General features: G+C 72.0%; 19 protein-coding genes and 1 pseudogene. 10 read left to right on the top strand and 10 right to left on the bottom strand.

Translation table 11 applies throughout. The features are described from left to right. Positions 1 to 416 precede the first annotated feature (416 nt). Positions 417 to 1,403, bottom strand: coding sequence for a hypothetical protein (locus tag AXE84_RS03995; protein ID WP_060956930.1), 987 nt, complete (start codon positions 1,401 to 1,403; stop codon positions 417 to 419). Between the two features lie 451 nt (positions 1,404 to 1,854). Between AXE84_RS03995 and AXE84_RS03990 the strand changes: the two genes are divergently transcribed. After that, complete coding sequence (locus tag AXE84_RS03990; RefSeq protein WP_060956929.1) at positions 1,855 to 2,235, top strand: thioredoxin family protein; 381 nt, start codon at positions 1,855 to 1,857, stop codon at positions 2,233 to 2,235. Between the two features lie 138 nt (positions 2,236 to 2,373). Continuing rightward, positions 2,374 to 3,315: a macro domain-containing protein gene (locus AXE84_RS03985; RefSeq protein ID WP_060956928.1), complete on the top strand. Its 942-nt coding sequence runs from the start codon at positions 2,374 to 2,376 to the stop codon at positions 3,313 to 3,315. A 209-nt stretch (positions 3,316 to 3,524) separates the two neighbouring features. On the opposite strand, the gene hemL is transcribed toward AXE84_RS03985, so the two are convergent. From hemL to AXE84_RS03955, 6 genes are all read right to left on the bottom strand, one after another. Next, positions 3,525 to 4,928, bottom strand: a complete 1,404-nt coding sequence (gene hemL, locus AXE84_RS03980; RefSeq protein WP_420480492.1) for a glutamate-1-semialdehyde 2,1-aminomutase — start codon at positions 4,926 to 4,928, stop codon at positions 3,525 to 3,527. Positions 4,929 to 5,099: 171 nt separating this feature from the next. After that, complete coding sequence (gene hemB, locus AXE84_RS03975; RefSeq protein WP_060956927.1) at positions 5,100 to 6,149, bottom strand: porphobilinogen synthase; 1,050 nt, start codon at positions 6,147 to 6,149, stop codon at positions 5,100 to 5,102. A gap of 285 nt (positions 6,150 to 6,434) precedes the next feature. Continuing rightward, positions 6,435 to 7,616, bottom strand: coding sequence for a uroporphyrinogen-III synthase (locus AXE84_RS03970; RefSeq protein WP_060956926.1), 1,182 nt, complete (start codon positions 7,614 to 7,616; stop codon positions 6,435 to 6,437). 4 nt (positions 7,617 to 7,620) lie between these two features. Further along, positions 7,621 to 8,916: a hydroxymethylbilane synthase gene (locus tag AXE84_RS03965; RefSeq protein ID WP_060956925.1), complete on the bottom strand. Its 1,296-nt coding sequence runs from the start codon at positions 8,914 to 8,916 to the stop codon at positions 7,621 to 7,623. A gap of 129 nt (positions 8,917 to 9,045) precedes the next feature. Beyond that, a complete protein-coding gene (locus AXE84_RS03960) occupies positions 9,046 to 10,731 on the bottom strand; it encodes a protoporphyrinogen/coproporphyrinogen oxidase (RefSeq protein WP_060956924.1) in 1,686 nt (561 codons plus the stop codon). Continuing rightward, positions 10,728 to 11,993, bottom strand: coding sequence for a uroporphyrinogen decarboxylase (locus AXE84_RS03955; RefSeq protein WP_420480485.1), 1,266 nt, complete (start codon positions 11,991 to 11,993; stop codon positions 10,728 to 10,730). Before AXE84_RS03955 ends, AXE84_RS03960 begins: the two co-directional genes overlap by 4 nt. 292 nt (positions 11,994 to 12,285) lie before the next feature. Here AXE84_RS03955 and AXE84_RS03950 point away from each other — a divergent pair, with 292 nt between their 5' ends. From AXE84_RS03950 to AXE84_RS03920, 7 genes and pseudogenes are all read left to right on the top strand, one after another. Then, positions 12,286 to 13,782, top strand: coding sequence for a glutamyl-tRNA reductase (locus tag AXE84_RS03950; RefSeq protein ID WP_060956923.1), 1,497 nt, complete (start codon positions 12,286 to 12,288; stop codon positions 13,780 to 13,782). Beyond that, a complete protein-coding gene (locus AXE84_RS13045; protein WP_208854573.1) occupies positions 13,775 to 15,214 on the top strand; it encodes a ferrochelatase in 1,440 nt (479 codons plus the stop codon). Before AXE84_RS03950 ends, AXE84_RS13045 begins: the two co-directional genes overlap by 8 nt. Positions 15,215 to 15,254: 40 nt before the next feature. Beyond that, a pseudogene (gene hemQ / locus AXE84_RS13040) lies at positions 15,255 to 16,063 on the top strand (hydrogen peroxide-dependent heme synthase). A gap of 224 nt (positions 16,064 to 16,287) precedes the next feature. Further along, positions 16,288 to 16,509 carry a type II toxin-antitoxin system Phd/YefM family antitoxin gene (locus tag AXE84_RS03935; RefSeq protein ID WP_060958138.1) on the top strand — a complete coding sequence of 74 codons (222 nt, stop codon included), beginning with the start codon at positions 16,288 to 16,290 and terminating at the stop codon, positions 16,507 to 16,509. Then, positions 16,506 to 16,898 (top strand): type II toxin-antitoxin system VapC family toxin, encoded by a 393-nt coding sequence (locus AXE84_RS03930; protein ID WP_060956921.1) that lies wholly within the window; start codon positions 16,506 to 16,508, stop codon positions 16,896 to 16,898. The genes AXE84_RS03935 and AXE84_RS03930 overlap by 4 nt, the downstream gene beginning before the upstream one ends. A gap of 544 nt (positions 16,899 to 17,442) precedes the next feature. Continuing rightward, complete coding sequence (locus tag AXE84_RS03925; RefSeq protein ID WP_060956920.1) at positions 17,443 to 18,147, top strand: hypothetical protein; 705 nt, start codon at positions 17,443 to 17,445, stop codon at positions 18,145 to 18,147. A 117-nt stretch (positions 18,148 to 18,264) separates the two neighbouring features. Next, the gene (locus AXE84_RS03920; RefSeq protein WP_208854572.1) at positions 18,265 to 18,762 is read left to right on the top strand and encodes a Dps family protein; all 498 of its coding nucleotides are present in this window, start codon (positions 18,265 to 18,267) and stop codon (positions 18,760 to 18,762) included. Positions 18,763 to 18,893: 131 nt separating this feature from the next. Here the strand turns inward: AXE84_RS03920 and AXE84_RS03915 are convergent, their stop codons facing one another. Continuing rightward, entirely contained in the window at positions 18,894 to 19,511 is a 618-nt protein-coding gene (locus AXE84_RS03915; RefSeq protein ID WP_060956918.1) for a TetR/AcrR family transcriptional regulator, read from the bottom strand. Between the two features lie 38 nt (positions 19,512 to 19,549). Here AXE84_RS03915 and AXE84_RS03910 point away from each other — a divergent pair, with 38 nt between their 5' ends. After that, entirely contained in the window at positions 19,550 to 20,863 is a 1,314-nt protein-coding gene (locus AXE84_RS03910) for an alpha-amylase family protein (RefSeq protein WP_060956917.1), read from the top strand. A gap of 258 nt (positions 20,864 to 21,121) precedes the next feature. Here the strand turns inward: AXE84_RS03910 and AXE84_RS03905 are convergent, their stop codons facing one another. Together AXE84_RS03905 and AXE84_RS03900 are read right to left on the bottom strand one after the other, a co-directional pair. After that, entirely contained in the window at positions 21,122 to 21,523 is a 402-nt protein-coding gene (locus AXE84_RS03905; protein ID WP_010613258.1) for a PIN domain-containing protein, read from the bottom strand. Then, positions 21,520 to 21,747, bottom strand: a complete 228-nt coding sequence (locus tag AXE84_RS03900; protein ID WP_010613257.1) for a toxin-antitoxin system antitoxin subunit — start codon at positions 21,745 to 21,747, stop codon at positions 21,520 to 21,522. The genes AXE84_RS03905 and AXE84_RS03900 overlap by 4 nt, the downstream gene beginning before the upstream one ends. Between the last annotated feature and the right edge of the window lie 281 nt (positions 21,748 to 22,028).

Raw genomic sequence — 22,028 nt, 5'->3', positions numbered from 1 at the left:
TGTCAGTTTAGGGGTAGTTGTGTGACATCTAAAGAGGGTGGATTGCACACAATGTCGGATTGTTGGGTATCGCGGGTGGGTGTGTGTCTGGAAACCGCCATGTGTGTACGGATGCAGAGAGCCACTGCCGTGGGGGACGGTTCACCCAGGGTGGCATTTGACGCCGGCGGGGACATTTCTGCGCGGTCGGGGGCGTTCGACGCCGTCGGGGACCGGAATCCTGTCCCCGGACGCGCAGCTTGTCCCCGCCCGGAGTGGTGCGCACCCGGCCGCGTGGAATGTCCCCGGCCGCACTGTGCAGGGCTGGGTGAGGTGGTGGAGGCGCCATTCGTGGGAGGGGTGTTGTCTGTCGGGGCTGGTCGTGGTCAGTGTCTGTGTCGGGCGTCGACGGTGGGATCAAGCGATGGATGCGCCACTCATGGGAGGGGGTTCCCTGCCTGGGACTGGATGTGCTCAGGGGCTGCATCGTGGTGCCGTGGTGCGGGTGATGACTGGTGAGTCGGATTCGGCTCATGCTCCGACGTCGGGGCGGTGGTTGTCTCCTCCTGCTCGGGTGGGGTGCGCACCAGCTGGGTGGCCCGCCAGATCTCGTCGAGCCGGGCCTCGACCCGGGAGCGGGCGTCGTCGAGCCGTGAGGGTCTCACTGTCAGACTGAGTCGTGGGATGATGACCGGTCTGCCCGACTCGGCACCTCCGGTAGGTGGGGCGTAGACGGCCTGTACTTTCACGCGCCCCCAGCGCGCCGGGACCTCCTGGATGCTGAAGTTGTTGCGCCCAGCAGGTAGGGGGAGGGAGAAGGACTTCGGGTCCGCGACCGCCATGCCGTACGTTCTCAGGCGTACCGCGCTTGCCCGCCGGTGTGCGGCAGCGCGTTTCAGTGCCATGAACAACCCGATGTGGGCCAGTCCGAGAATCCAGGTGGCCCCCACGGCCAGATCTTGAGTGGAATCGCTGTAGATCAGGGAGTGCGGGATAGACATCATGGTGAAGGGGGAGGCCGTCACCAGCATGCCCGCGAGCATCGCCCACAGCATGCCCACGGCGCGGCTGTTGGGGTCCCGGGCGATATGAAGGAACCGTGCCGATGCGATATCGCGATGGGTGACCATCGCATCTTTGGCGAGCCACCGGTCGGTACCTGTGAAGCAGGAGGTCGCACCGAAGATGATGGCCGTCAGCACGAAGCTGAAAATGAGTGGTGTCGCGCCTACCGCAGTTGCGGCATTGGCTATCGATTCGTTGTCCTCCGGGTAGGCGACGGCCTCGTCCAGAGAGCCCAGGGCGAAGGCGGTTATGAGCAGGATCAGCGGGTAGAGGAGTGCGATGCCGGCGGCGGCCAGGGCGCCCAGGTACCCGAGCACCCTGGTCTTCGTAGTGGGGCAGGTGCGGAGGTAGATCGCCATGGGGTGCCCTCCTGAAAACTGTCGGCAGGTCGGTAGTGGCTGGCGAGTTAAGTCTGGGGGTGGCGGGTGCCTCACGCCCATGGGGACCGTTCTCCCCGGGTGGCATTTGATGCCGTCGGGGACATTTCTGTGCGGTCGGGGGCGTTCGACGCCGTCGGGGACCGGAATCCTGTCCCCGGACGCGTGGGGTGTCCCCGGCCGGGATGGCGCGCACCCGGTCGCGTGGAATGTCCCCGGCCGCAGGAGGTAGGAGGTCGACTGGCATCGGCAGAAGGGGTGCTGCATCGGCCGGAGGTGATGGCGCGGGTGGTGCTGGTAGGTGGGCGGCGGTGCAGGCAGCTGCGAGGCCGGGCGCCCCGACACAAGGATCGCCGGCCCCAGGAATAGGTTGGGCCCGGGCTGTGTTGGCCGCAGTGGAACCCATCTGTCTCCAGTCTTGAAAGGAACACTCATGGCCACCAAGAACATCACCGGCCCCGAGTTCAAGGACACCATCCACGGCGAGGGCATCACCATCGTCGACTTCTGGGCCTCCTGGTGCGGTCCGTGCATGCGCTTCGCCCCCATCTACGAGAAGGCCTCCGAGGCCAACCCGGACATCACCTTCGCCAAGGTCGACACCGAGGCCGAGCAGGACCTCGCCGGGGCCCTGGGCATCTCCTCGATCCCCACGCTCATGGTCTTCCGTGACAATGTTCTGGTCTACCGTGAGGCCGGCGCCCTGCCCGCCCCCGCGCTGGACTCCCTCATCACGCAGGTGCGCGAGCTCGACATGGACGAGCTCAAGGCCAAGATCGCCGAGGAGGAGGCCGCCTCCGGCGCTCAGGCCTGATCTGTCAGGTACCGCGGGGCCGCCTGCCGGCCCCTGAGGCTTGTCGACGTCGCCCGGGAACCTGCCGTTTCCGGGCGACGTCGTCGTCTGTTACCCGGCTCGCCCGCCCAAGGGCAGAACATTACGTTTTGATATCCTATGATGGCCCGCGTGAAGTTGGAGTCCCACGTCAGCCACGCTGTCAGAGCCCGATGGGCAGTCCCCGTCGGTGCCTCGGGCCGCGACGCGTTGGTGCGCCACCTCGTCTACGCCTTCCTGCGCTCCGACCCCGAGGGGGCCACGGACTGGATCGACTCGACGGTCCCCACCGACCCCGACGAGCTGCGCACCATGCTCGACTTCCTCCTCACTGCCCGCCCCCCGGCCCCCCTGCCCGAGGACATTGCCGCCGACCTCGACACCCTCCTGGAGGCCGAGGCCGCCGAGCGCGGCATGGTCGACGCCACCGAGATCCCGCCCCTGGCCATCACCGATCACGTTCCCGGCCTGCTGGGCCGCAACGTGGCCTTCTGGCGCGGCGACCTCACCCGGCTGCGCGCTGGCGCCGTCCTCAATGCCGCGAACTCCGGGATGCTCGGCTGCTTCGCCCCCGGGCACCGCTGCATCGACAACATCATCCACGCCGTCGCCGGGCCGGCCCTGCGCGCCGAGTGCGCCCGCTACATGACCTGGGCGGAGACCTTCGACCCCACCCGTCGCCAGGGCGGGGAGCCCGCCGGCCGAGCCGTCTTCACCGGCGGCTACCACCTGCCGGCCCAGCACGTCATCCACTCGGTGGGGCCCGTCATCGAGGACGGGCGCAAACCGACCCTGCATGATCGGCGCCTGCTGTCCTCGTGCTACACGAGCGTCCTCAACGTCGCGCACGCCGCGGGGCTGGGCAGCGTCGGCCTGTGCTCGCTGTCCACGGGCGTCTTCGGCTACCCCAAGCGGCAGGCCGCGCTGGTGACGTTGGAGACGATCGGCCGCTGGCTGGCGGCCCACCCCGACTCCCGGATGCGCATCGTCATCAGCCTCAACGCCGACGTCGACGTCGCCGCCTACGAGGCCGCCCTCGCCCCGCCGCCCTGGCGGCCGTAGGGGACTGGGGTCCGCCGTGCCTCGCCGTCCGCAGTGCGCCTGAGGCGGCGCACTGCACGAGGGTCGGGCTCCACTGGCCGACAGGTGGGTGTACTCCACGCGGTGCGGGGGTTCGTGCAGTATGCACAACCCCTGGCCAGTAGGTCCCCAACCTCGTGCAGTGTGGGCAGTTCTGGGCTCCGACGTCGGACCAGATCCACGGAGGGCGATCAGCTCGCCTGGGCCTGGGCGGCGGCGCGGGCGGCCGCCGGGGCCGCGGCCGCAATCGCCTCCAGCTCCGCCTCGCTGTGCGCGGCCGAGACGAACCAGGCCTCGAAGACCGACGGCGGCAGGCCCACCCCCGCCTCGAGGAAGGCGTGGAAGAAGGGCCCGTAGCGCCAGGTCTCCTGGGCGCGAGCGGCCTCGTAGTCGCTCACGCCCTGCTCGGCGGCCCGCTGCCCGAACATGAAGGAGAACAGCGAGCCCGCCCGCTGCACGCGGTGGGGCACGCCCTGCTCGTTCAGGGCCGCCGAGACCACCTCTCCGATGGTCCGGGCATGCTCGGCCACCGAGGCGTAGACGGCGTCGTCGGCCCGCTGGAGCGTGGCCAGGCCGGCCGCCGTGGCCAGCGGGTTCCCCGAGAGCGTGCCCGCCTGGTAGACGGGGCCGTCCGGCGCCAGCAGGTCCATGACCTCCATGCGCCCGCCGACGGCGGCCAGCGGCATCCCGCCGCCCACGACCTTCCCGAAGGTCACCAGGTCCGGCACCCAGGTGGCGCGCTCGCGCCATTCGGCGCCCGGCCAGGAGGGGGCTGCGACGTCGGCGCGCTCAGAAGCAGCGGCGCCGGCGGTGGCGAAGACCGGCAGGTCCGAGGTCCAGCCGTCGACGGCCTCCAGGCCCCACCAGCCGGCCGGGCCCACGCGGAAGCCAGTGAGGACCTCATCGAGGATCATGAGCGCGCCGTGCTCGGCGGTGATGCGGCGGATCGCGGCGTTGAAGCCGGGCGCCGGTGGCACGATCCCCATGTTGGCCGGGGCGCCCTCGGTGATGACTGCGGCGATCTCGGCGCCGCGCTCGGCGAAGCAGGCCTCCAGGGCGGCGACGTCGTTATAGGGCAGGACGATGGTCTGGGCGGCCACCGCCGCGGGTACGCCGGCGCTGCCCGGCAGGCCGCCGGTGGCCAGGCCCGAGCCGGCCGCCGCGAGCAGGCCGTCACTGTGCCCGTGGTAGCAGCCGGCGAACTTCACCACCAGGTCGCGGCCCGTGGCGCCGCGGGCCAGGCGCACGGCCGTCATCGTCGCCTCGGTGCCGGTGGACACGAAGCGCACCTTCTGTGCGGCCGGCACCCGGCGGCGCACCTCCTCGGCCAGGAGCGTCTCTGTGGCGGTGGGGGCACCGAATGACAGGCCGCGGGCGGCGGCGGCCTGGACCGTGGCGACGACCTCCGGATGGGCGTGGCCCAGGAGTGCCGGGCCCCACGAGCCCACCAGGTCCACGTAGCTGCGGCCCTCGGCGTCGGTGACGTGGGCACCGCTCGTCGAGGCGATGAACCGCGGCGTGCCACCCACCGAGCCGAAGGCGCGCACGGGGGAGTCGACGCCCCCGGGGATGACGGCGCGAGCCGCCTCGAACAGGGAGGTGTTGGTGGAGGCGGTGGCACTGGAGGGCCGGCCGGCGGGCTGCGGTTGCTGAGTCACGGTGATCCTGTCGATGAACTGGTCAGGGCCGGTTCGGGCCGGTGAGCCGTACCGGGCGGAACTGATTCCCAACCTACCGGAACGATCCTGCCCTCCGTGGCTCTTGTATCAGTGCAGGGCCGAGTTCTCGGCGATCTCCCGGGCCCAGTAGGTCAGAACCATGTCGGCGCCCGCCCGCACGATGCCCAGCACCGACTCGGCGATGACGCGCTCGCGGTCGATCCACCCGCGCTGCGCGGCCGCCTCCACCATCGCGTACTCGCCGCTGACCTGGTAGGCGGCCACCGGCACCGGGGAGGCGGCGGCGACGTCGGCCAGCACGTCCAGGTAGGGGCCGGCCGGCTTGACCATAACGATGTCCGCCCCCTCGGCGACGTCGAGCATCACCTCGCGCATGCCCTCGCGGCGGTTGGCCGGATCCTGCTGGTAGGCGCGCCGGTCCCCGGTGAGCGTGGAGCCCACGGCCTCCCGGAACGGCCCGAAGTAGGCCGAGGCGTACTTCGCCGAGTAGGCCAGGATCGCGACGTCATCGTGGCCGGTGGCGTCCAGGGCGGCGCGGATCGCGGCGACCTGCCCGTCCATCATTCCCGAGGGTGAGACCATGTGCGCCCCGGCCTCCGCCTGGGAGACGGCCATGGCTTGGTAGGTGGCCAGGGTGGCGTCGTTGTCGACCTCGCCGGCGCGCGGGCCGTCGGGGCGGATGAGGCCGCAGTGGCCGTGGCTGGTGAACTCGTCCAGGCAGGTGTCCGCGCACACGACGACCTCGTCCCCGACCTCCGCGCGCACGGCCGCGATCCCGCGGTTGAGGATGCCGTCCTCGGCCCAGGCCGCCGTGCCGGCCTCGTCGCGGGTGGCGGGAACACCGAACAGGTCGATGGCGCCGATGCCGGCCTCGGCGCAGGCGGCGGCCTCGCGACGCAGTGAGTCCAGCGTGTGCTGGACGACGCCCGGCATCGCCTCCACGGGGCGGGGGGTGTCGATGTCCTCGCGTACGAACACCGGCAGGATGAGGGCAGCCGGGTCCACGACATGCTCGCGCGCCAGGCGCCGCATCGCCGGGGTAGTGCGCAGGCGCCGGGGGCGGACCGTGGGGGCCTGTGGGTCGGGGACGGAGCGGCGCGACAGGAAGTCGGCGGCCGGTCGGAGGGCGTCAGTCATGAGGTGCTCCTGGTGGTCGTCCAAAGTGGTGGAATGACTGGGATTGTGTGGATCGGGTGGGTCTGAGGAGGTTTACACGGGGGACGCTCGTGTTGGGTTCAGAGGCTGCGGGGTGGTTTTGTGTCACGGTTGGCGACTTTTAGTGTGCCGAGCGGGGGTGGCGGCTGCTGAACTCATCGGAGTATCCGGCTCTGACCTGGGCGAATACCTGAGAGGTAGGTGCGCTGGGGGCAGTGGCGGCGATGAAAAGTCGCCAATCGTGACACTTTTGCCGGTGCGAGGCCATCACGGTGGCTCCTGAGGGGGAGGGGTGGGGCCCGCGGTGGCCCGGATGGCGTCGATGGTGGCCTGGAGGACCCCCTCGGGCGTGGGGGAGGGGGCGACGGCAGCAACCGTCAGACCGAGTTTGCGGGTGGCCGCCGCCGTGGTGGCGCCAATGGCCACCAGCCCGGTTCCCTGCGGCGGTGGGCCGAGCAGCTCCAGGACGGCCCGCGTCGTGGACGGGGCGGTGAGCACGACCGCGTCCACACCGCCAGTGGCCCACCTGTGCTCCAGGTCCGGGGGCAGGTTGCAGGCGTCAGCCGTGACGGTCGTGTAGGCGGCCACCTGCTCCACCTCCCAGCCCGCTCGACGCAGGCCGTCCGCCAGTGCCGGGTCGGCCAGAGCCGAGGCCGGCAGCAGCACGCGCCGTGCCGCCTCCGGAGCGGTTCGAAGCCGAGCGGGAGAATCGTCCGAGGCATGAGCCCTCCAGCTGGAGTCATGCGGGCCGGTGACACCCCCGGGAAGGCCTCGAGGGGCCGTCTTCGATTCCGGGATTCGTGCTGGGGCGTGGGGTGGCGGGGTGCCGTGGTGGGTGTTGGGAATGTCGGGTTCCTGGTAGGGCGCGTGGTCTCCGGTTGCTGGGCTTCCGGCGAACGCGGGCTCCTTCAGGAGGGCGGCGGCCGATCCTCGGGCCACCAGGTCGGGGGCGGTCCCGGTGAACTTGGTCCACGCATGTGCTGTTGCCGGACCGACGACAGCCACCCGCATCGGCGGGATGCTTGAGCGTGGTTGGTGCTGTCCCGGTGGGGTGATTGGGGTGTGGGGAGGCACGGAGCCGTCGTGGGGGCCGGACGTGCCGGCTTCCTGATGGAAGGCCTGGTCTCCGGTCGCCGAGGCGGCTTCCGCAAGCAGGTACGGCGCCAGCGCCTCCACGGTTCGGGCCGAGGTGAGCACCAGCCAGGCCGCTTCGCCCGCCACGATCCTGCGCGCCGTCGCCTCCAGCGCCGCCGCCTCACCCGGAACCGTCCGTGTCACGGCGGCGCGCAGCACCCTCGCCCCGGCCCGCTCCAGCGCCGAGGCGATACGGTCGCGCTCCTTGAGGCGCGGCAGCAGAACCGCCCGCCCCGACAGGGGCGCCTCGCTGCCCTCCCGGGGCAGGCCCGGCTGGCCCCCGGCCGAGTCGTTGCGTGAGGTGGACTGCGCCATGGCCTCAGTCCCGCCGGGGCTTGTTGGCGTGCAGGTCGACGATCTGGTCGGCGCCGTCCTCCAGAAGGACCTCGGCCGCCCTGACCCCCAGTGCCTCGGCCGCCCGAACCGCCGCCGTGTCCCCGGGGGCCCCTGGCACCCCAGAGGCCTCGGGCAGCTCAGTACTTAGCTCGCAGCCGACCTCCTGGCCGCCATCGAGCGAGGTGACCACTGCTCGCAGCACGAGCACTCGCGGCGAGCGGCGCGAGGCCGCTGAATCGTGCGGTCCTACCTCGGAGACCCCGACTGGCCGCGGATCGCCGTTCGCGGCCCCAGCCCCTTGCTTACCCCCGGTCACGGCGGTGTCATCGTCGCGGAAGCCCTCGTTCCACCCGGTTCCGTGTTCGGAGTGCTCCTCCCGCTGCTCTTGATCGCCGCCCCGCAGGTGCGCCCAGGCCCCCACCGGCGCCGCGCAGCCGGCCCCGAGCCGGGCCATGAGCGCCCGCTCGGCCGTCACCGCCAGGCGCGTGGGCTCGTCGTCGAGCGCCGCCACCGCCCGGGCCAGCTCCACGGAGTCCTCGCCGGTTCGCGCCTCCACGGCCAGGGCCCCTTGTGCCGGTGCGGGCAGCATCGTCTCCAGGTCCAGCACCTCGCTCGCACAGTGCTCCAGCCCCAGACGCCGTAGCCCCGACAGGGCCAGGACCACCGCGTCCAGGTCGCCGGCGGCATCGGCTCGGCTCGGCGCCACCGGCTCATCGGTGCCGACGCCGACCACCTCCAGCCCCCGCACCCGTGCCAGGCGCGTGGGCACGTTGCCGCGCAGGTCCACCACCTCCAGGTCGGGGCGGGCCGCCAGCAGCTGGGCGGCCCTGCGGGGTGAGCCGGTGCCCACGCGGGCCCCCTCGGGCAGGTCGGCCAGGGTCAGGCTGTCGCGGGCGCACAGGGCGTCGCGCGGGTCCTCGCGCGGCGGCACGCAGATGACTTCCAGACCCTCGACCGGCTGCGTGGGCAGGTCCTTGAAGGAGTGGACCACCAGGTCCACCTCACCGTCCAGGAGCGCGTGACGCAGCCGGGCCGCGAAGACCCCCACCCCGCCGAGCTGCCGCAGGGGAGTGCGGTCGCCGTCGCCATCCGTGCGCACGGTGACCAGGTCGATGCCCAGGCCGCCGGAACCCTCGCTGGCCTTGCCGGCCGCGGCGGCCGCACCGCCCCCGCCGGCCGCCATCAGTGCCTCAGCGACCTGCCCGGACTGGGTCAGCGCCAGGCGCGAGCCGCGCGTGCCCAGGCGAAGCCGCTGGGAGCCCGTCCCCGTCGTGGTCATGCATCCCCTCCTCGTGCGCAGTTCTCAATCGTCGCGTTCGTACCGTAGGGCTCGCCTTCGTACCTTGGAAGTACGAACTCGCGACCTAATATACGAACGCGCCGCCCGCCCCCGTCCTGGCGCGGCGCTTCACCCGCCATGGGAGCCCGCCAGGCGCCCGACCGCGTCGCGGGCGTGCTCGACGACGGCCGCGATCCCGGTCCCCGCCACCCATGCCCCGGTGACTTCCAGTCCCGTCACCGGCGCCAGCTGCTCCTCCAGGCGCCTCGTGCGCTCCCGGTAGACGGGCGTCACCGGCGGCAGCGTCCCATCCCAGCGCACCAGCATGTGGTCGATGACCGCCTCCTGCTCGATCCGCACCCCCGTCAGGGCCGCCACGTCATCGAGCGCCACCTGCAGATCTACCTGCGGGCGCGGCTGCCCGGGCCGACCGTACGACAGTCGCAGCGCGTGGACGTCCGGGCCGTGCAGCGCCCGCAGCTCGGCACCGACCCACGGCCACTTGGCACTCAGGTGCGACAACGCCTTGGCCTGCACCGGGCAGGCCGTCGGGCTCGCAGACCCTCCACTGGGAACCATCCCGTCAGAGACCAGGTCAGAGGCCCCGGTGCCGGCCGACGACGCCGCAGCGTCGGGCCCAGCCGGGCCGGTGAGTTCAGCGGGTTCAGCAACGCCGGCGGGAGCCACGAGCAGCCCCGAGCCCACCGGCTCATCACTGAGCTCCGGAGCCCGGGCCACCAGCGTGAAGCGGGCGATCGGCGCCCCCACCGGCACGGTCAGCTCTGTCGCGCTCGCGGGCAGGCCGGGAATCCCCCGCAGCAGCCGCAGCGCGGCCCCCGCCGAGCAGGCCAGGATGACGTGGTCGGTGGCCACGACCTCCTGCGCACCATCGGGCACCGGCTCGTCCGACGGCGTCGGGCCCCGGCGCGTCGGGGCGATCCCCACCCGCCAGGCGGCCGGCGCCTCCCCGTCCGCGCAGTCCTGGCCGCCGCCGGGCCGCAGCCACTGGGCACCGGTGCGGGTGCGCACGCTCCCTCCGCCGGCCTCGATGGCCTCGCGCAGCGCGTCGGTGAGCTGGAACAGCCCACCCTCGACGGCCGCGTCCACGCTCCGTCCGCCAGCCCCGTCCTGACGGGCCCGACGCCGCTCCAGCACCGCCGCCACAGCGGCACTGAGCGACCCCAGCTCCGTCGTGGCCCGCCGCAGCCCGGGCATGACGACATCGGCTGCCAGGTCCGCCGGGTCGGCCGAGTGGATGCCCGCGACGATGGGCCGCACGAGGCGCTCCAGGACTCCGGCCCCCATCCGCGCGGTGATGAAGGAGGCCAGGTCGGCCGGATCCTCAGGGCCGGTGCCCACGGTGCCGGGCAGGTCGGCGTCCTGCGCGGCCCGGCGCGCGGCCTCCTGCCCGATGATGGCGACGACGTCGGGAGCCAGTGGGTCCGCCGGGATCCCCAGGTAGGCGTGGTCAGGAAATCGGTGCAGCCCCCACCGGGGCGGCTCGCCGCCGGTGCCCGGCGCGAGGGGCGGCAGGAAGAGGCGGGGCCGGCCGTGCGGGGCGGCGGTGCGCAGCCCCAACTCGGCGAGCATGGAGGTGGCCGCCTGGCCGCGCACGACGAAGCCCTCGGCACCCAGGTCCATCCGCGCTCCGCCGATCGGCCCGGCCGCGACGAGCCCGCCGGTGTAGCCGCGCGCCTCAATGAGCAGCGGCCGCAGCCCGGCCCGCACCAGGTCCCAGGCGGCTGTCAGTCCCGCGATCCCGCCGCCGATGACGAGCGCATCCCACCGTCGCTCCTCGACGGCCTCCCCGCTCATGCCTCCCACCCGGCCAGGGCCACGGACTCCCAGTCGGCCGAGCCGTGCACCCGCGCCACGATCCGGGAGAGGACATTCGCGTCGGTGGCCGGCGGGACCCCGTGCCCCAGGTTGACCACGTGCCCCGGCGCCGCGCGCCCGGCGGCCAGCACCGCGTCGAGCTCCTCAGCCAGGATCGGCCATGGCGCCGCCAGCAGCGCCGGGTCGAGGTTGCCCTGGACCGGGCAGGCCCCCGCCTGCGGGTCGGCCTCGGCCAGCGCCTCAATGGCCTCGCCCAGCTCGATGCGCTCGTCTACGCCGACGGCGTCGGCCCCCGCCTGCCGCATGAGCCCCAACAGTCGGGCGGTCCCGGTCCCGAAGTGGATGAGCGGCGCGCTCTCACCGGTGGTGGGGGAGACGGCCTGGCGGGCGACATCCAGCGCGAGCGCCGAGTAGGGGGCCACGCGCTCGCGGTAGGCGCGCGGGGACAGCGAGCCCGCCCAGGAGTCGAAGAGCTGGGCCGCGGCCGCCCCGGCACGCACCTGGGTGGCGATGAACTCGCCGGTCAGGCGCGCGCACCAGGTCATGAGCCGGTCCCAGGAGTCGGGGTCGGCGCGCATGAGCGTGCGCGCCGCCAGGTGGTCGCGACTGGGCCGGCCCTCCACCAGGTAGGCCGCCAGCGTGAAGGGCGCCCCGCCGAAGGCGAGCACCGGCGTCCACCCCGCCGACCCGGCACTGTGCTCCAGCCCGGCGCGCGCCCGCTCGCTCAGCCCCTCGCGCACGCCCGGCGCCTGCGGACTGCCCAGCTCGACGACGACGCGCCGCACCGCCTCCTCGATCGCCCCGACCCCCTCGGCGTCGGGACCGTCACCGAAGCGGCGGGCCACCAGCTCGCCCACCTCGCGACCGCTGCGCACCGGGGCGTCGAGGACCGGCCCGACGCCCTCCTCGATCCGCACCCCGACACCCACCAGGCGCAGCGGCACCATGATGTCGGAGAAGAAGACGGCGGCGTCGACGCCGTGGCGCCGCACCGGCTGCAGCGTCACCTCCGCCGCCAGCGCAGGATCCAGGCAGGCATCCAGCATCGGCACGCCGGCGCGCGCCCGCAGCGCCCGGTACTCCGGCAGCGACCGTCCCGCCTGACGCATGAACCACACCGGTGTGCGCGCGGGCCTCCGCCCCGCCAGCGCCTCCAGGAGCGCCGGCGACGGAGCCGGTCCCGTCCTGGTCCCGGCAGGCCCCGCCGCCTCGGCAGCCTGCGCCGCCGGCTCGGAAGTCATTGAATCATTGTGTGAACTGCCGGTGACGAAATCGCCGTTATCGGGCGAAGAATGCTGACGCCGCGTGCTTTCCCTGCGATAAGGGAACTGAATGTGAGACATATCCGACTGCCTCCTGTCAGCAGTGGTCAGAGGGGGTTTATTGCGCGTAATGGTGCGGCGTTCCAGACGTCCGTCGGGTCCTGACAGGGTGTCAGAAATATGGTGATGACGCATTGTCATGACGTCGGGTGTGTGTCGCCACGCCGCTATTGTGCCCGCTCCCCACGGTGATGTTTCAATAGCCCACGTTGTGACTACTCATCTTCTCTCCGCAGACCATCGACTGCCGGGCCTCGACGTCGTTGCCCGGCTCGGTGCGGTCGCCCCGGGGCTGGGGCCGGACCTCCTGGAAGCGGTCCCCGCGCTACGCGGGGTCCTGGTGCTGTCTACCTGCAACCGCCTGACCCTGCTCATCGATGCCGACTCCTGGGCCGACACCGGCTGCCCGGCGGCCCTGCACCCGGACCTCTCTCCGGCGGACGCGAGCCAGTCGGCCGCGGCGTCGGACCTGGGGGAGACCATCACCGCCTTCCTGGCCGAGCGCGCCGGGCTCCCCGCGAGCGGACTCCTGCTGACCCACCTGGTCGGGGCGGCCGCCCGCAGGGAGATGCTCGCCATCGCCGCGGGCCTGAGCTCGATGGTGGTCGGCGAGGCCCAGATCGTCGGCCAGGTCCGCCGCGCCGCCGAGACCGCCGCCGCCGAGGGCACGCTCAGCCCCGAGCTCGTGCGGGTCGTCGAGCGCGCCTCGGCCACCGCCCGCCGGGTGGCCCACGAGACCGAGCTGTCCGGTCAGGGGCGCAGCGTCGTCGCCGTCGGCGTGGATCAGGCCGCAGCGCACCTGCCGCCGCTGGAGGACTGCCGCGCCCTCATCGTCGGCACCGGCTCCTACGCCGGCGCCACCGTCGCCGACCTGCGCGCCCGAGGCCTGAGCGACATTGCCGTCTACTCCGCCTCCAACCGCGCCGAGGCCTTCGCCATCGGCCACGGCCTGCGCGCCGTCCCCACCGGCGCCCTGAGTGGGGCCATGAGCCGTGCCGACCTCGTGGTCACCTGCCGCGGCACCGGTGGGCCGATCCTCACCGCCGACATCGTCGCCCCCGTCGCCGCCGAGCGAGCCGGCTCGGCCGGGGGAGCCGGCCGGCCGCTCGTCATCCTCGACCTGGCCCTGACCCGCGACGTCGATGAGGCCGTCGGTGCCCTACCCGGCGTCGTCCACCTCGACCTGGCCCGCGTGCGCGACGCCGTTCCCGAGGCCGAGGCCCAGCAGGTGACCGCCGCTCGCGCCATCGTCGAGGCCGAGGCCGCTGACTTCGAGCGCACCCTGGCCGGCCGGGCCATGGACCCCCTCATCACCGCCCTGCGCGCCCAGGTGGGTCGCGTCGTCGCCGAGGAGGCCGCTCGCCTGCGTCCCCAGCCCGCCCGCCGGCTCGCCCTGGCCGTTCCCGCCGTCGACGGGCGCGCCGGAACCGGCGTCAGCGGTGTCAACAGCGCCGACGCTGCCGCAGGGGCCTGCCCCCACCATCACCTCGCTGCCGAGCCCGGCTTCGAGGCCACCAGCGAGATCGACGGCGAGCCCATGGTGCCCCTGGCGCAGGCCGAGCGGGCCCTGCACCACCTGGCCGCCCGCCTCCTCCACCAGCCCACCGTCATGGCCCGCCGCGCCGGCCAGGAGGGCCGCGAGGAGGCCTACCGTCAGGCCCTCGAGCTCGTCTGGGGCCTGGAAAGTACAGGAGAGAACCATGACTGACACCGCCGCGCCCGTGCCCGGGCCCACCCAGGAGGCTCCCGCGTGCCTGGACGCACGCCCGGATGCCCTCCCGGGCGCTGACCTCGCCGGAGCTCCGGCCACTGTCCCGGCCCTCGACCCGCTGGCCCCCTACGACGCCATCCTTCTGCAGTCCTACGGCGGGCCCCGCCGCCCCGAGGACGTCCTGCCCTTCATGCGCAACGCCACCGCCGGCCGCGGCGTGCCCGACTCTCGCCTCGTGGAGGTCTCCGGCCACTACCAGAGCGTCGGCGGCGCCTCCCCGATCAACGCGTGCAACGCCGAGCTGCGCGACGCCCTCCAGGCCCGCCTGGCCGAGCGCGGCTCAACGCTGCCGATCATCGTCGGCAACCGCAACTGGCACCCCTTCGTCAGCCAGGCCCTGCGCGAGCTGGCCGACGCCGGGGCCCGCCGCGTTCTGGCCCTGCCCACCGCGGCCTTCGGCTCCTACTCCGGGTGCCGCCAGTACCGCGAGGACCTGGCCGGCGCCGTCGCCCTGCTCGCCGACGGCGCGGACGGCTCCACCGGTGAGGGATTCGAGGCCGACGCCGCCGCCCGGGTCGGTGGGGACGGGGGCGGTCCCGTGGAGCTCACCGCGGACAAGACGCGCCCCTACTACAACACCCCCGGCCTGCTGCAGGCCAACATTGACGCCATCGTCGAGGCCTACGGCGCCCTGGCCGAGCAGGGAGTGGCGGCCGCGGACGCGCGACTCGTGCTCGTCACCCACTCCATCCCCCTGGGCATGGAGGCCGGCTCCGCCCCGGAGTCGGGCCCCGAGAGCACCCACGACGAGCACGGCCTCTCCGACGTCGCCGGCCCGACTGAGACCGGAAGGCGAGAGCCGGGCGTGGCCGCCGACCTGTCCACGGAGGTCTCCTACGTCGCCCAGCACGAGGCGCTGGCCGCCGTCCTCGTGCCCGAGGTCGCCCGCCGTCTCGGCCTGGAGACGGTGGAGGCCGACCTCGTCTACTGCTCGCGCTCCGGCCCGCCGCAGGCCCGCTGGCTCGAACCGGACGTCAACGACCACCTCGAGGCACTGGCCGCCGGGCACCTGACCGACGGCCACCCCGTGAGCAGGCCCGAGGGCGTCGTCGTGGCCCCCTTCGGCTTCATCTCCGACCACATGGAGGTCGTCTTCGACCTCGACACCGAGGCCGCCCAGACCGCCCGCGACCTGGGGATGCCGTATGCGCGCGCTGCCACCGTCGGCACCCACCCGGCCTTCATCGACTCCCTCGTCGACATCCTCTTCGAGCGGGCCGCCGCCGCCCGCGGTGAGGACGTCCGGCCCGACTCGACCACCGGCGTCGGCCCCTTCCACACGGTCTGCCCGGACTCGTGCTGCCGGAACGGGGCCAGCCACCCCGGCCGGCCCGCTCACCACGGGACCGACGGCGACGGTTCTCGATAGTCCCCATCCCAGTAGCTCCGATAAGAACCAGGAGAAGAGAATGAGCACCGACACCCACGGCCAGCACGGACACCCCGGCGGTCACCCCGGTGAGGGGGCCTGCACCGCTTCGAGGACGAGGAGCGCCGCCCCCACCGCGACCCACGCGACGCCACCGACGTCGACCTGGAGGCCATCAACAACCAGTACCACTACACGCTCTACGCCGTCTTCCGCCTGGCTCGCCCGCTGCCCGCCTCCCAGCCCGAGCGCGAGCAGCTCCTGGGGGAGAGCGCCAACTTCGTCGAGGCCGGCGGCGTGACGACGCGCGGCTGGTACGACGTCGGGGGCCTGCGCGCCGACGCCGACCTGCTCGTGTGGTGGCTCGACGACGACCCCGAGGTCCTGCAGGACGCCTACCACCGTCTGCGCGGCAGTGCGCTGGGTCGCTATCTGGAGCCGGTGTGGTCCTGCATGGGGCTGCACACGCCCGCCGAGTTCAATCCCCGTCACGTGCCGGCCTGCCTGGCCGGGGTGGCACCGCGCGACTGGGTCATGGTCTACCCCTTCGTGCGCTCCTACGAGTGGTACCTGCTCGAGCCCGAGGAGCGCTCGCGCATGATGGCCCAGCACGGGCGCCACGGCTTCTCCAAGTACCCCGACGTCAAGGGCTCGACCCTGTCCACCTTCGGCCTGAGCGACTACGAGTGGATCCTCGGCTTCGAGGCCGACAGCCTCGACCGCCTCGAGGGGGTCCTGCACCACCAGCGCTACACGGACGCGCGCATGCACGTGCGCGTGGACACGCCCTTCTACACCGGGCGCCGCGTCAGCCCGCAGGAGTGGGCTCAGCGCCAGCCCTGGGCCTGACTCCCCGCCTGCGGGGACATTCGACGCCGTCGGGGACACTCTCTTCCGGCCGGGGACACTCCACTCCAGACGGGGGCATCCTGCGCGCCCGGGGACAGCATTCCTGTCCCCGGACGCGCAAACAGTCCCCGTCGGTGCGAAATGTCCCCGGCCATGAGGGTGGGCGGCGGCGCAACCTGACCAACCTGGTTGACCAGGTCGCTTTCTCCTGGGACCATCAATGCATGAAGACGGTGAAGGTTCAGGAGGCGAAGACGCATCTGTCGGCACTGTTGGTGGAGGTCGAGCAGGGGGCGACCATCAACATCGCCCGAGGGCGTCAGACAGTGGCGCGCTTGGTTCCGGTCGGGGGCGAGCGGGAGCTGGGCTTCGGCGGATACCGGCTGCCGGACACGTTCTTCGACGAGCTGCCGGAGGAGGAGCTGAGTGCCTGGGAGGGTGCATGAAGGGCTACCTGCTCGATACGCATGCGCTCATGTGGGCGATCAATGAGCCCTCGCGTCTGGGCGGGAGGGCTGTCGAGGTGCTGCGAGACCGAGGGAATCTCGTGGTGGTCTCCGTCGCCAGTGCATGGGAGCTGCATACCAAGAACCGCATTGGGAAACTGCCTGGTGCGGGGCCGTGGCTGGATGCTCTCGAGGGGCACGTGCGACGGCTCGGAGCGGAGTTCTTGCCCATCGAGTGGTCGCACGCGCGTTTGAGCGGGCAGCTTGAGTGGTCGCATCGCGATCCCTTTGATCGGATGCTGGCGGCGCAAGCGATGTGCGAGTCGCTTGCGTTGGTGACGCGCGATCCGGCCTTCGAGGAACTGTCCGGTGTGACGATCCTGTGGTGAGTGGTCTTTGCCTAGATGTATGAGTTCATGACGTTGGCGACCTGTGTCGGGGTGCGGGTGGCGGGGTGTGGGCCACTGGTGAGACTCCAGCTGTTGCCAAGGTGACCGCGACGCCTGGGCCGGGTGTCCCGGGCTGTTGGTCAGTTGGTCCGGTCTCGTCGCGGTGGGCGGGGAGACCTCGGTCGGCTCGCTCCCTCACGGGGATCTTCGACGCTGTCTGGGACGCTTCACCGTGGCTGGGGGCACTCCGTTCCAGGCAGGGGCTGTTTGTGCGTCGGGGGACGGAAATCCTGTCCCCAGTGCGCAGGGTGTCCCTGTCGATGACGAGCCCTTGACATCGGCCATCATCCTGGATGGCCTGACCGGCAAGCCTGTGCAGTAGGTCTGGTTCCTCCTTCTGAGGACTGTTGGCAGCACGTACCCTCGCCAGAACAGGGGTGTAGCAAGGAGGTCGACGAAGGTCGAGACATGTTCGTGACCTTCGAGGTACTGTCAACGGGTTGGTTTCCGCCGGGTTGATTCCGGCCGACAGTGAGGAGCCCCTGTGGCACATGCCGAGAACCGCCCCGCGAGTCGAGCTGGGGGTCGTCGTCGAGCTGCCGCACTGGGCTGCCTGCTGCTCGCCGGCTCACTGGCCCTGACCGGCTGCTCCTCCAAGGACTCCAAGCCCGACGCCAAGGCGCCCGCCAGCAGGGCTGGTTCCACGGGGAGGCCGACGTCGGCCCCCTCGGCTTCCGCTACGGCGTCGGGCACTGCTGGCACCGTCACGGCGGCCTCCCTGTCCGACGCCCAGCTCGGGTACGCCGTCACCGCGATCCCCGCCGGCCTCGACGTCAAGCGGGTCGCGATCCTCCAGGACTTCGTGGCCTACGATCAGATGTCCTGGAAGCTGTGGGTCGGCGGCGGGCAGGACACGAGCAAGGTACCCACTGTCACCACCGGCAACCTCCAGCAGCAGCTCCTCAATGACGCCGCCACCTTGAAAAACGCGGGGCAGAAGGCCAAGACCCCCGTCAAGGTGGCGATCTCCGAGGTCGCCATGAGCTCCGACGGCCAGAGCGCCACCGTCACCTACTGTGTGGACATGACGCAGGTGACCTACGTCGACGCGCAGGGCAAGGACGTCACCGAACCCACCAACAAGGCGCGCATCCCGGCGAAGAACACCATGGTGCCCGGTAGTAACGGACACTGGCTCGCCTCCGAGGAGGAGGAGACCGGCGAGCCGAACACCTGCAAGGTCGGCTGAGTGGATCACCAAAGAAGCCCGTCGGGGCAGGTGAGCCTTGGTTCCAGGTGAGGCATGGCTTGCCTGTGAATCATAAGTAACACCCACAGGGACTCGCGACGTAGTAAAGTAATGGCCATGAACGCAGACACCATGACAACACCGTCCATCAACCTCTCCTACACCGCCTCCGCCGCCCTGAGCGACAACCTCCAGCGCGTCCTGACCGACCTCATCGCCCTCGAGCTGGTCGGCAAGCAGATCCACTGGAACATCGTTGGCCCGAACTTCCGCGACGTCCACCTCAACCTTGACGAGGTCGTCGCCATCGCTCGCGCCGGCTCCGACGAGGTCGCCGAGCGCATGCGCGCCATCAACGCCGTCCCCGACGGCCGCCCGGCCACCGTCTCCGCCGCCACCACCGTGCCGGCCGCCCCCGAGGGCGAGATCCTCACCAGCGAGGGTGTTGCCTACATCGTCTCCGCCATCGAGGCCGTCGTCGCCACCCTGCGCGGCGTGGACGAGGACGTCGACTCCGAGGACCCCACCTCCTCCGGCATCGTCGAGGACCTCATCGGCAAGCTCGAGCAGCAGGCCTGGTTCCTCTCCGCCGAGGTCCGCAAGCCCGTGCGCTGAGCCTGAGGCTCGCGCCGACGCGCTGACTCCATCACGTGGGGCCCACCTCCTTGAGAGGTGGGCCCCACGTTCGCGTCTGCGGGCCGGACTGCCGACTCCGGGGTGTCATTCGCCGGGGGCGGTCCCAGATCTCATGCCCGCCAGTCGCCCAGGGCTCCTTCCAGGCAGCCCAGCGCTGCGTCAATCAGGCTGTGGCGCTGGTCGTCGGGGCAGCCGGCGTGCACCCAGCGCAGGCAGGCATCGTCGAGGAATCCCAGGTAGCCCCACAGGGCGAAGTCGTCACGGTGGCCCCGGCTGCCGCCGACAACCTCGGCCAGGGCTGCCACCGCCGCCTCGCGCGCCTGCCGCCTCACTCGGGCGGCCTCGTCACCCGGGTCGTGCCCGGCCAGTGCCTGGTAGGTCACCCAACCGGGGGAGCGCTCGGCGATGAAGTCCAGGTAGGTCAGCACCGATGTCCGCACCCGGTCCCGGGCTGACGACCCTTCCGGCAGGGCGTCGTCGGCCCTCCGGGTGCGCTCAGTCAGGTCATCGGCAGCGAGCCGGAGCACCTCGGCGTAAAGGCCGGCCTTCCCGGCGAAGTACTTGTGCACCAGCGCCTCGGAGGCCTGAGCCTCCGCAGCGACCTCGACCAGCGAGACCTCCTCGTACGGGCGGCTCGCGAAGGCATGCCTCGCCGCGGACAGGATCAGCTCGCGGCGCTCGGCGGGATCCATGCGCAGGCGGGGACGCTTGTCGGTACGAGACGGCACCTTGACATGCTAACGGGAGCGGCGGCACCCTTGGAGGCATGGTTAGTGAGTCACCTGGAATAAGCCGTCCCGCAACCCCCGCCTGGATCGACCACGCCATCTGGTGGCAGGTCTACCCCCTCGGCGCCACCGGCGCCCCCATCCGCCCCGAACCGGGTGCGCCCCTGACCGAGCCCGGCGTCCCCGCGCGCCTGGACCGCCTGGAGCCCTGGCTCGACTACGCCGTCGAGCTCGGTGCGAATGGTCTGTCGCTCGGACCGATCTTCGCCTCCTCCACCCACGGCTACGACACCACCGACCACCTGCGCATCGACCCCCGCCTGGGGGACGACTCCGCCTTCGACCGCCTCGCCGAGGCCTGCCGCACCCGGGGCCTGTCCCTCATGCTCGACGGCGTCCTCGGGCACGTCGGCACCGAGCACCCCCTGTTCCGGGCCGCCCGCGCCGGGGGAGAGGAGCGCGGCCTCTTCCGCTTCGACGACGCCACTGGCGGGAGCGATGCCGGACCGTCCGGCCCCGGCTACGCCACCTTCGAGGGGCACGAGTCCCTGGCCGCCCTCAACCACGACTCCGCCGAGGTGCGCGATCTGGCCGTGCGGGTGCTCACCCACTGGCTCGACCGCGGCGCGAGCGCCTGGCGCCTGGACGCCGCCTACGCCGTCGACCCCGCCTTCTGGGCGAGCGTCCTGCCCGCCGTGCGCGAGCGCCACCCCGACGCCTGGTTCATGGGTGAGGTCATCCACGGCGACTATGCCGGCTTCGTCGAGGCCTCCACCGTGGACACCGTCACGCAGTACGAGCTGTGGAAGGCGACCTGGAGCTCGCTGGCCGACGTCAACTTCTACGAGCTCGACTGGTGCCTCAAGCGCCACAACGAGCTGCTGGACCGGTTCGTCCCGGCGACCTTCGTCGGCAACCACGACGTCACCCGCATCGCCAGCAAGGTCGGGGCCGGCGGGGCGGCGCTCGCCGTCGTCCTGCTCATGACCGTGGGCGGCGTGCCCAGCGTCTACTACGGGGACGAGCAGGCCTTCCGTGGGGTGAAGACCGAGACTCTCGGCGGCGACGACGAGGTCCGCCCCGCCCTGCCGGCCACGCCGTCCGGGCTCGCGCCGCAGGGAGCCTGGATGCTGCGGCTCCACCAGGACCTCATCGGGCTGCGACGCCGCCACCCCTGGCTCGTGCGCGCCCGTACCGAGGTCACCGAGCTGGACAATCCGCGACTGTCCTACGACGCCGTCGGCGAGGAGGGCCAGCGGCTGCACGTGAGCCTGGCCCTGGAGCCGGCACCCCGCGCCGAGGTGCGCGCCCCCGGTGAGGCGCCGCTCGTCGTCGAGCCGCCCGCGGAGTGAGGGGCCCGCGCGCGGCCAGGGATCGGTGGCGTCGGCGTCCTGGCGGTCGAGGACTGGGGGACCCGCGCGCTGACGGGGACATTCGACGCCGTTGGGAACACTTTGCCACCGGCGGGTGCCATCGACGCGTACGGGGACGGGAATCTCGTCCCCGTACGCGCGGGTTGTCCCCGTCCGGAAGAGACCGCACCCCGCCGCGCGGAATGTCCCTGGCGATGTCGCCGGCAGGGGTTTGCAGCCGCGGTTTGCAACGCCCGTCTAGACCGTGATGAGTGGGAGACTGGGATGGACCGCGCTCAGGTCTTCAGGGTCGGAGGTCACCACGGTGTGCCCCTGCTCCTGCGCCAGCAGGGCGACGTGAACGTCAACGATGTCCCGGTGTCTGCTGCGTCCGCACAGCAGGCCGACGGCTCGCGCCGTCATGTCGTCCAGCGGTGCCACGTGCACGCTGGGATCCGCGAGCAGTCGCGCGACGCGGGCCTGCCGCGGACCGCCCCGCCAGGCCTGTGCCACGACGCCGGCGGGAACACTCAGAGGCAGTCCCGTCTCTAGTGCCCGCCGAAGGAGCGCGCGGACCCGCGAGTCCCCGCGCTCAAGCGCGAGCAACGCACCGGTGTCGAGAGTCAGGCCCTTGACGCTCGTCTTGCTGGTGGTGGTCACGCCAGTCCCAGCGCCTTGTCCGCCCAGGCCAGGTCGGCGTCGTTGACGGGACCGAGCTCGCGATCAAGGTCGTCCAGCAGCTGGGCGAGGTCGTCCTCCCGCTGTGCGCGAGCGACCGCTGCGCTGATGAAGCCCGACACCGACGGAGCCCTGCCCTGCTCGACCGCGCGACGGATCGAGACGACCTGCTCGTCAGGGAGGCTCACCGCGATCTTCTGAGTCATACCCAGATCATACCAAGGGTGGCGCTGACGCCTCGCGCCGAGGTGCGCGCCCCCGGTGAGGAGCCGCTCGTCGTCGGGCCGCCCGCGGAGTAGACCGCCCCGCACACGGACGGGGACATATCATCGCAGCCGGGGGCATTCGACGCCGTCGGGGACAGGAATCCCGTCCCCGCACGCGCACGATGTCCCCGCCCGGAAGAGATGGCACCCCGCCGTGCGGAATGTCCCTGTCGATGTCCCCATCGATGTCGCCGGTGGTGCGGCCTCGGATGTCAGTGTGG

This window comes from Actinomyces oris, from assembly GCF_001553935.1.
Taxonomy (GTDB): Bacteria; Actinomycetota; Actinomycetes; order Actinomycetales; family Actinomycetaceae; genus Actinomyces; species Actinomyces oris_A.
Note: the sequence above shows the minus strand (reverse complement) of the source record. Positions and strands in the feature narration are given on the sequence as shown.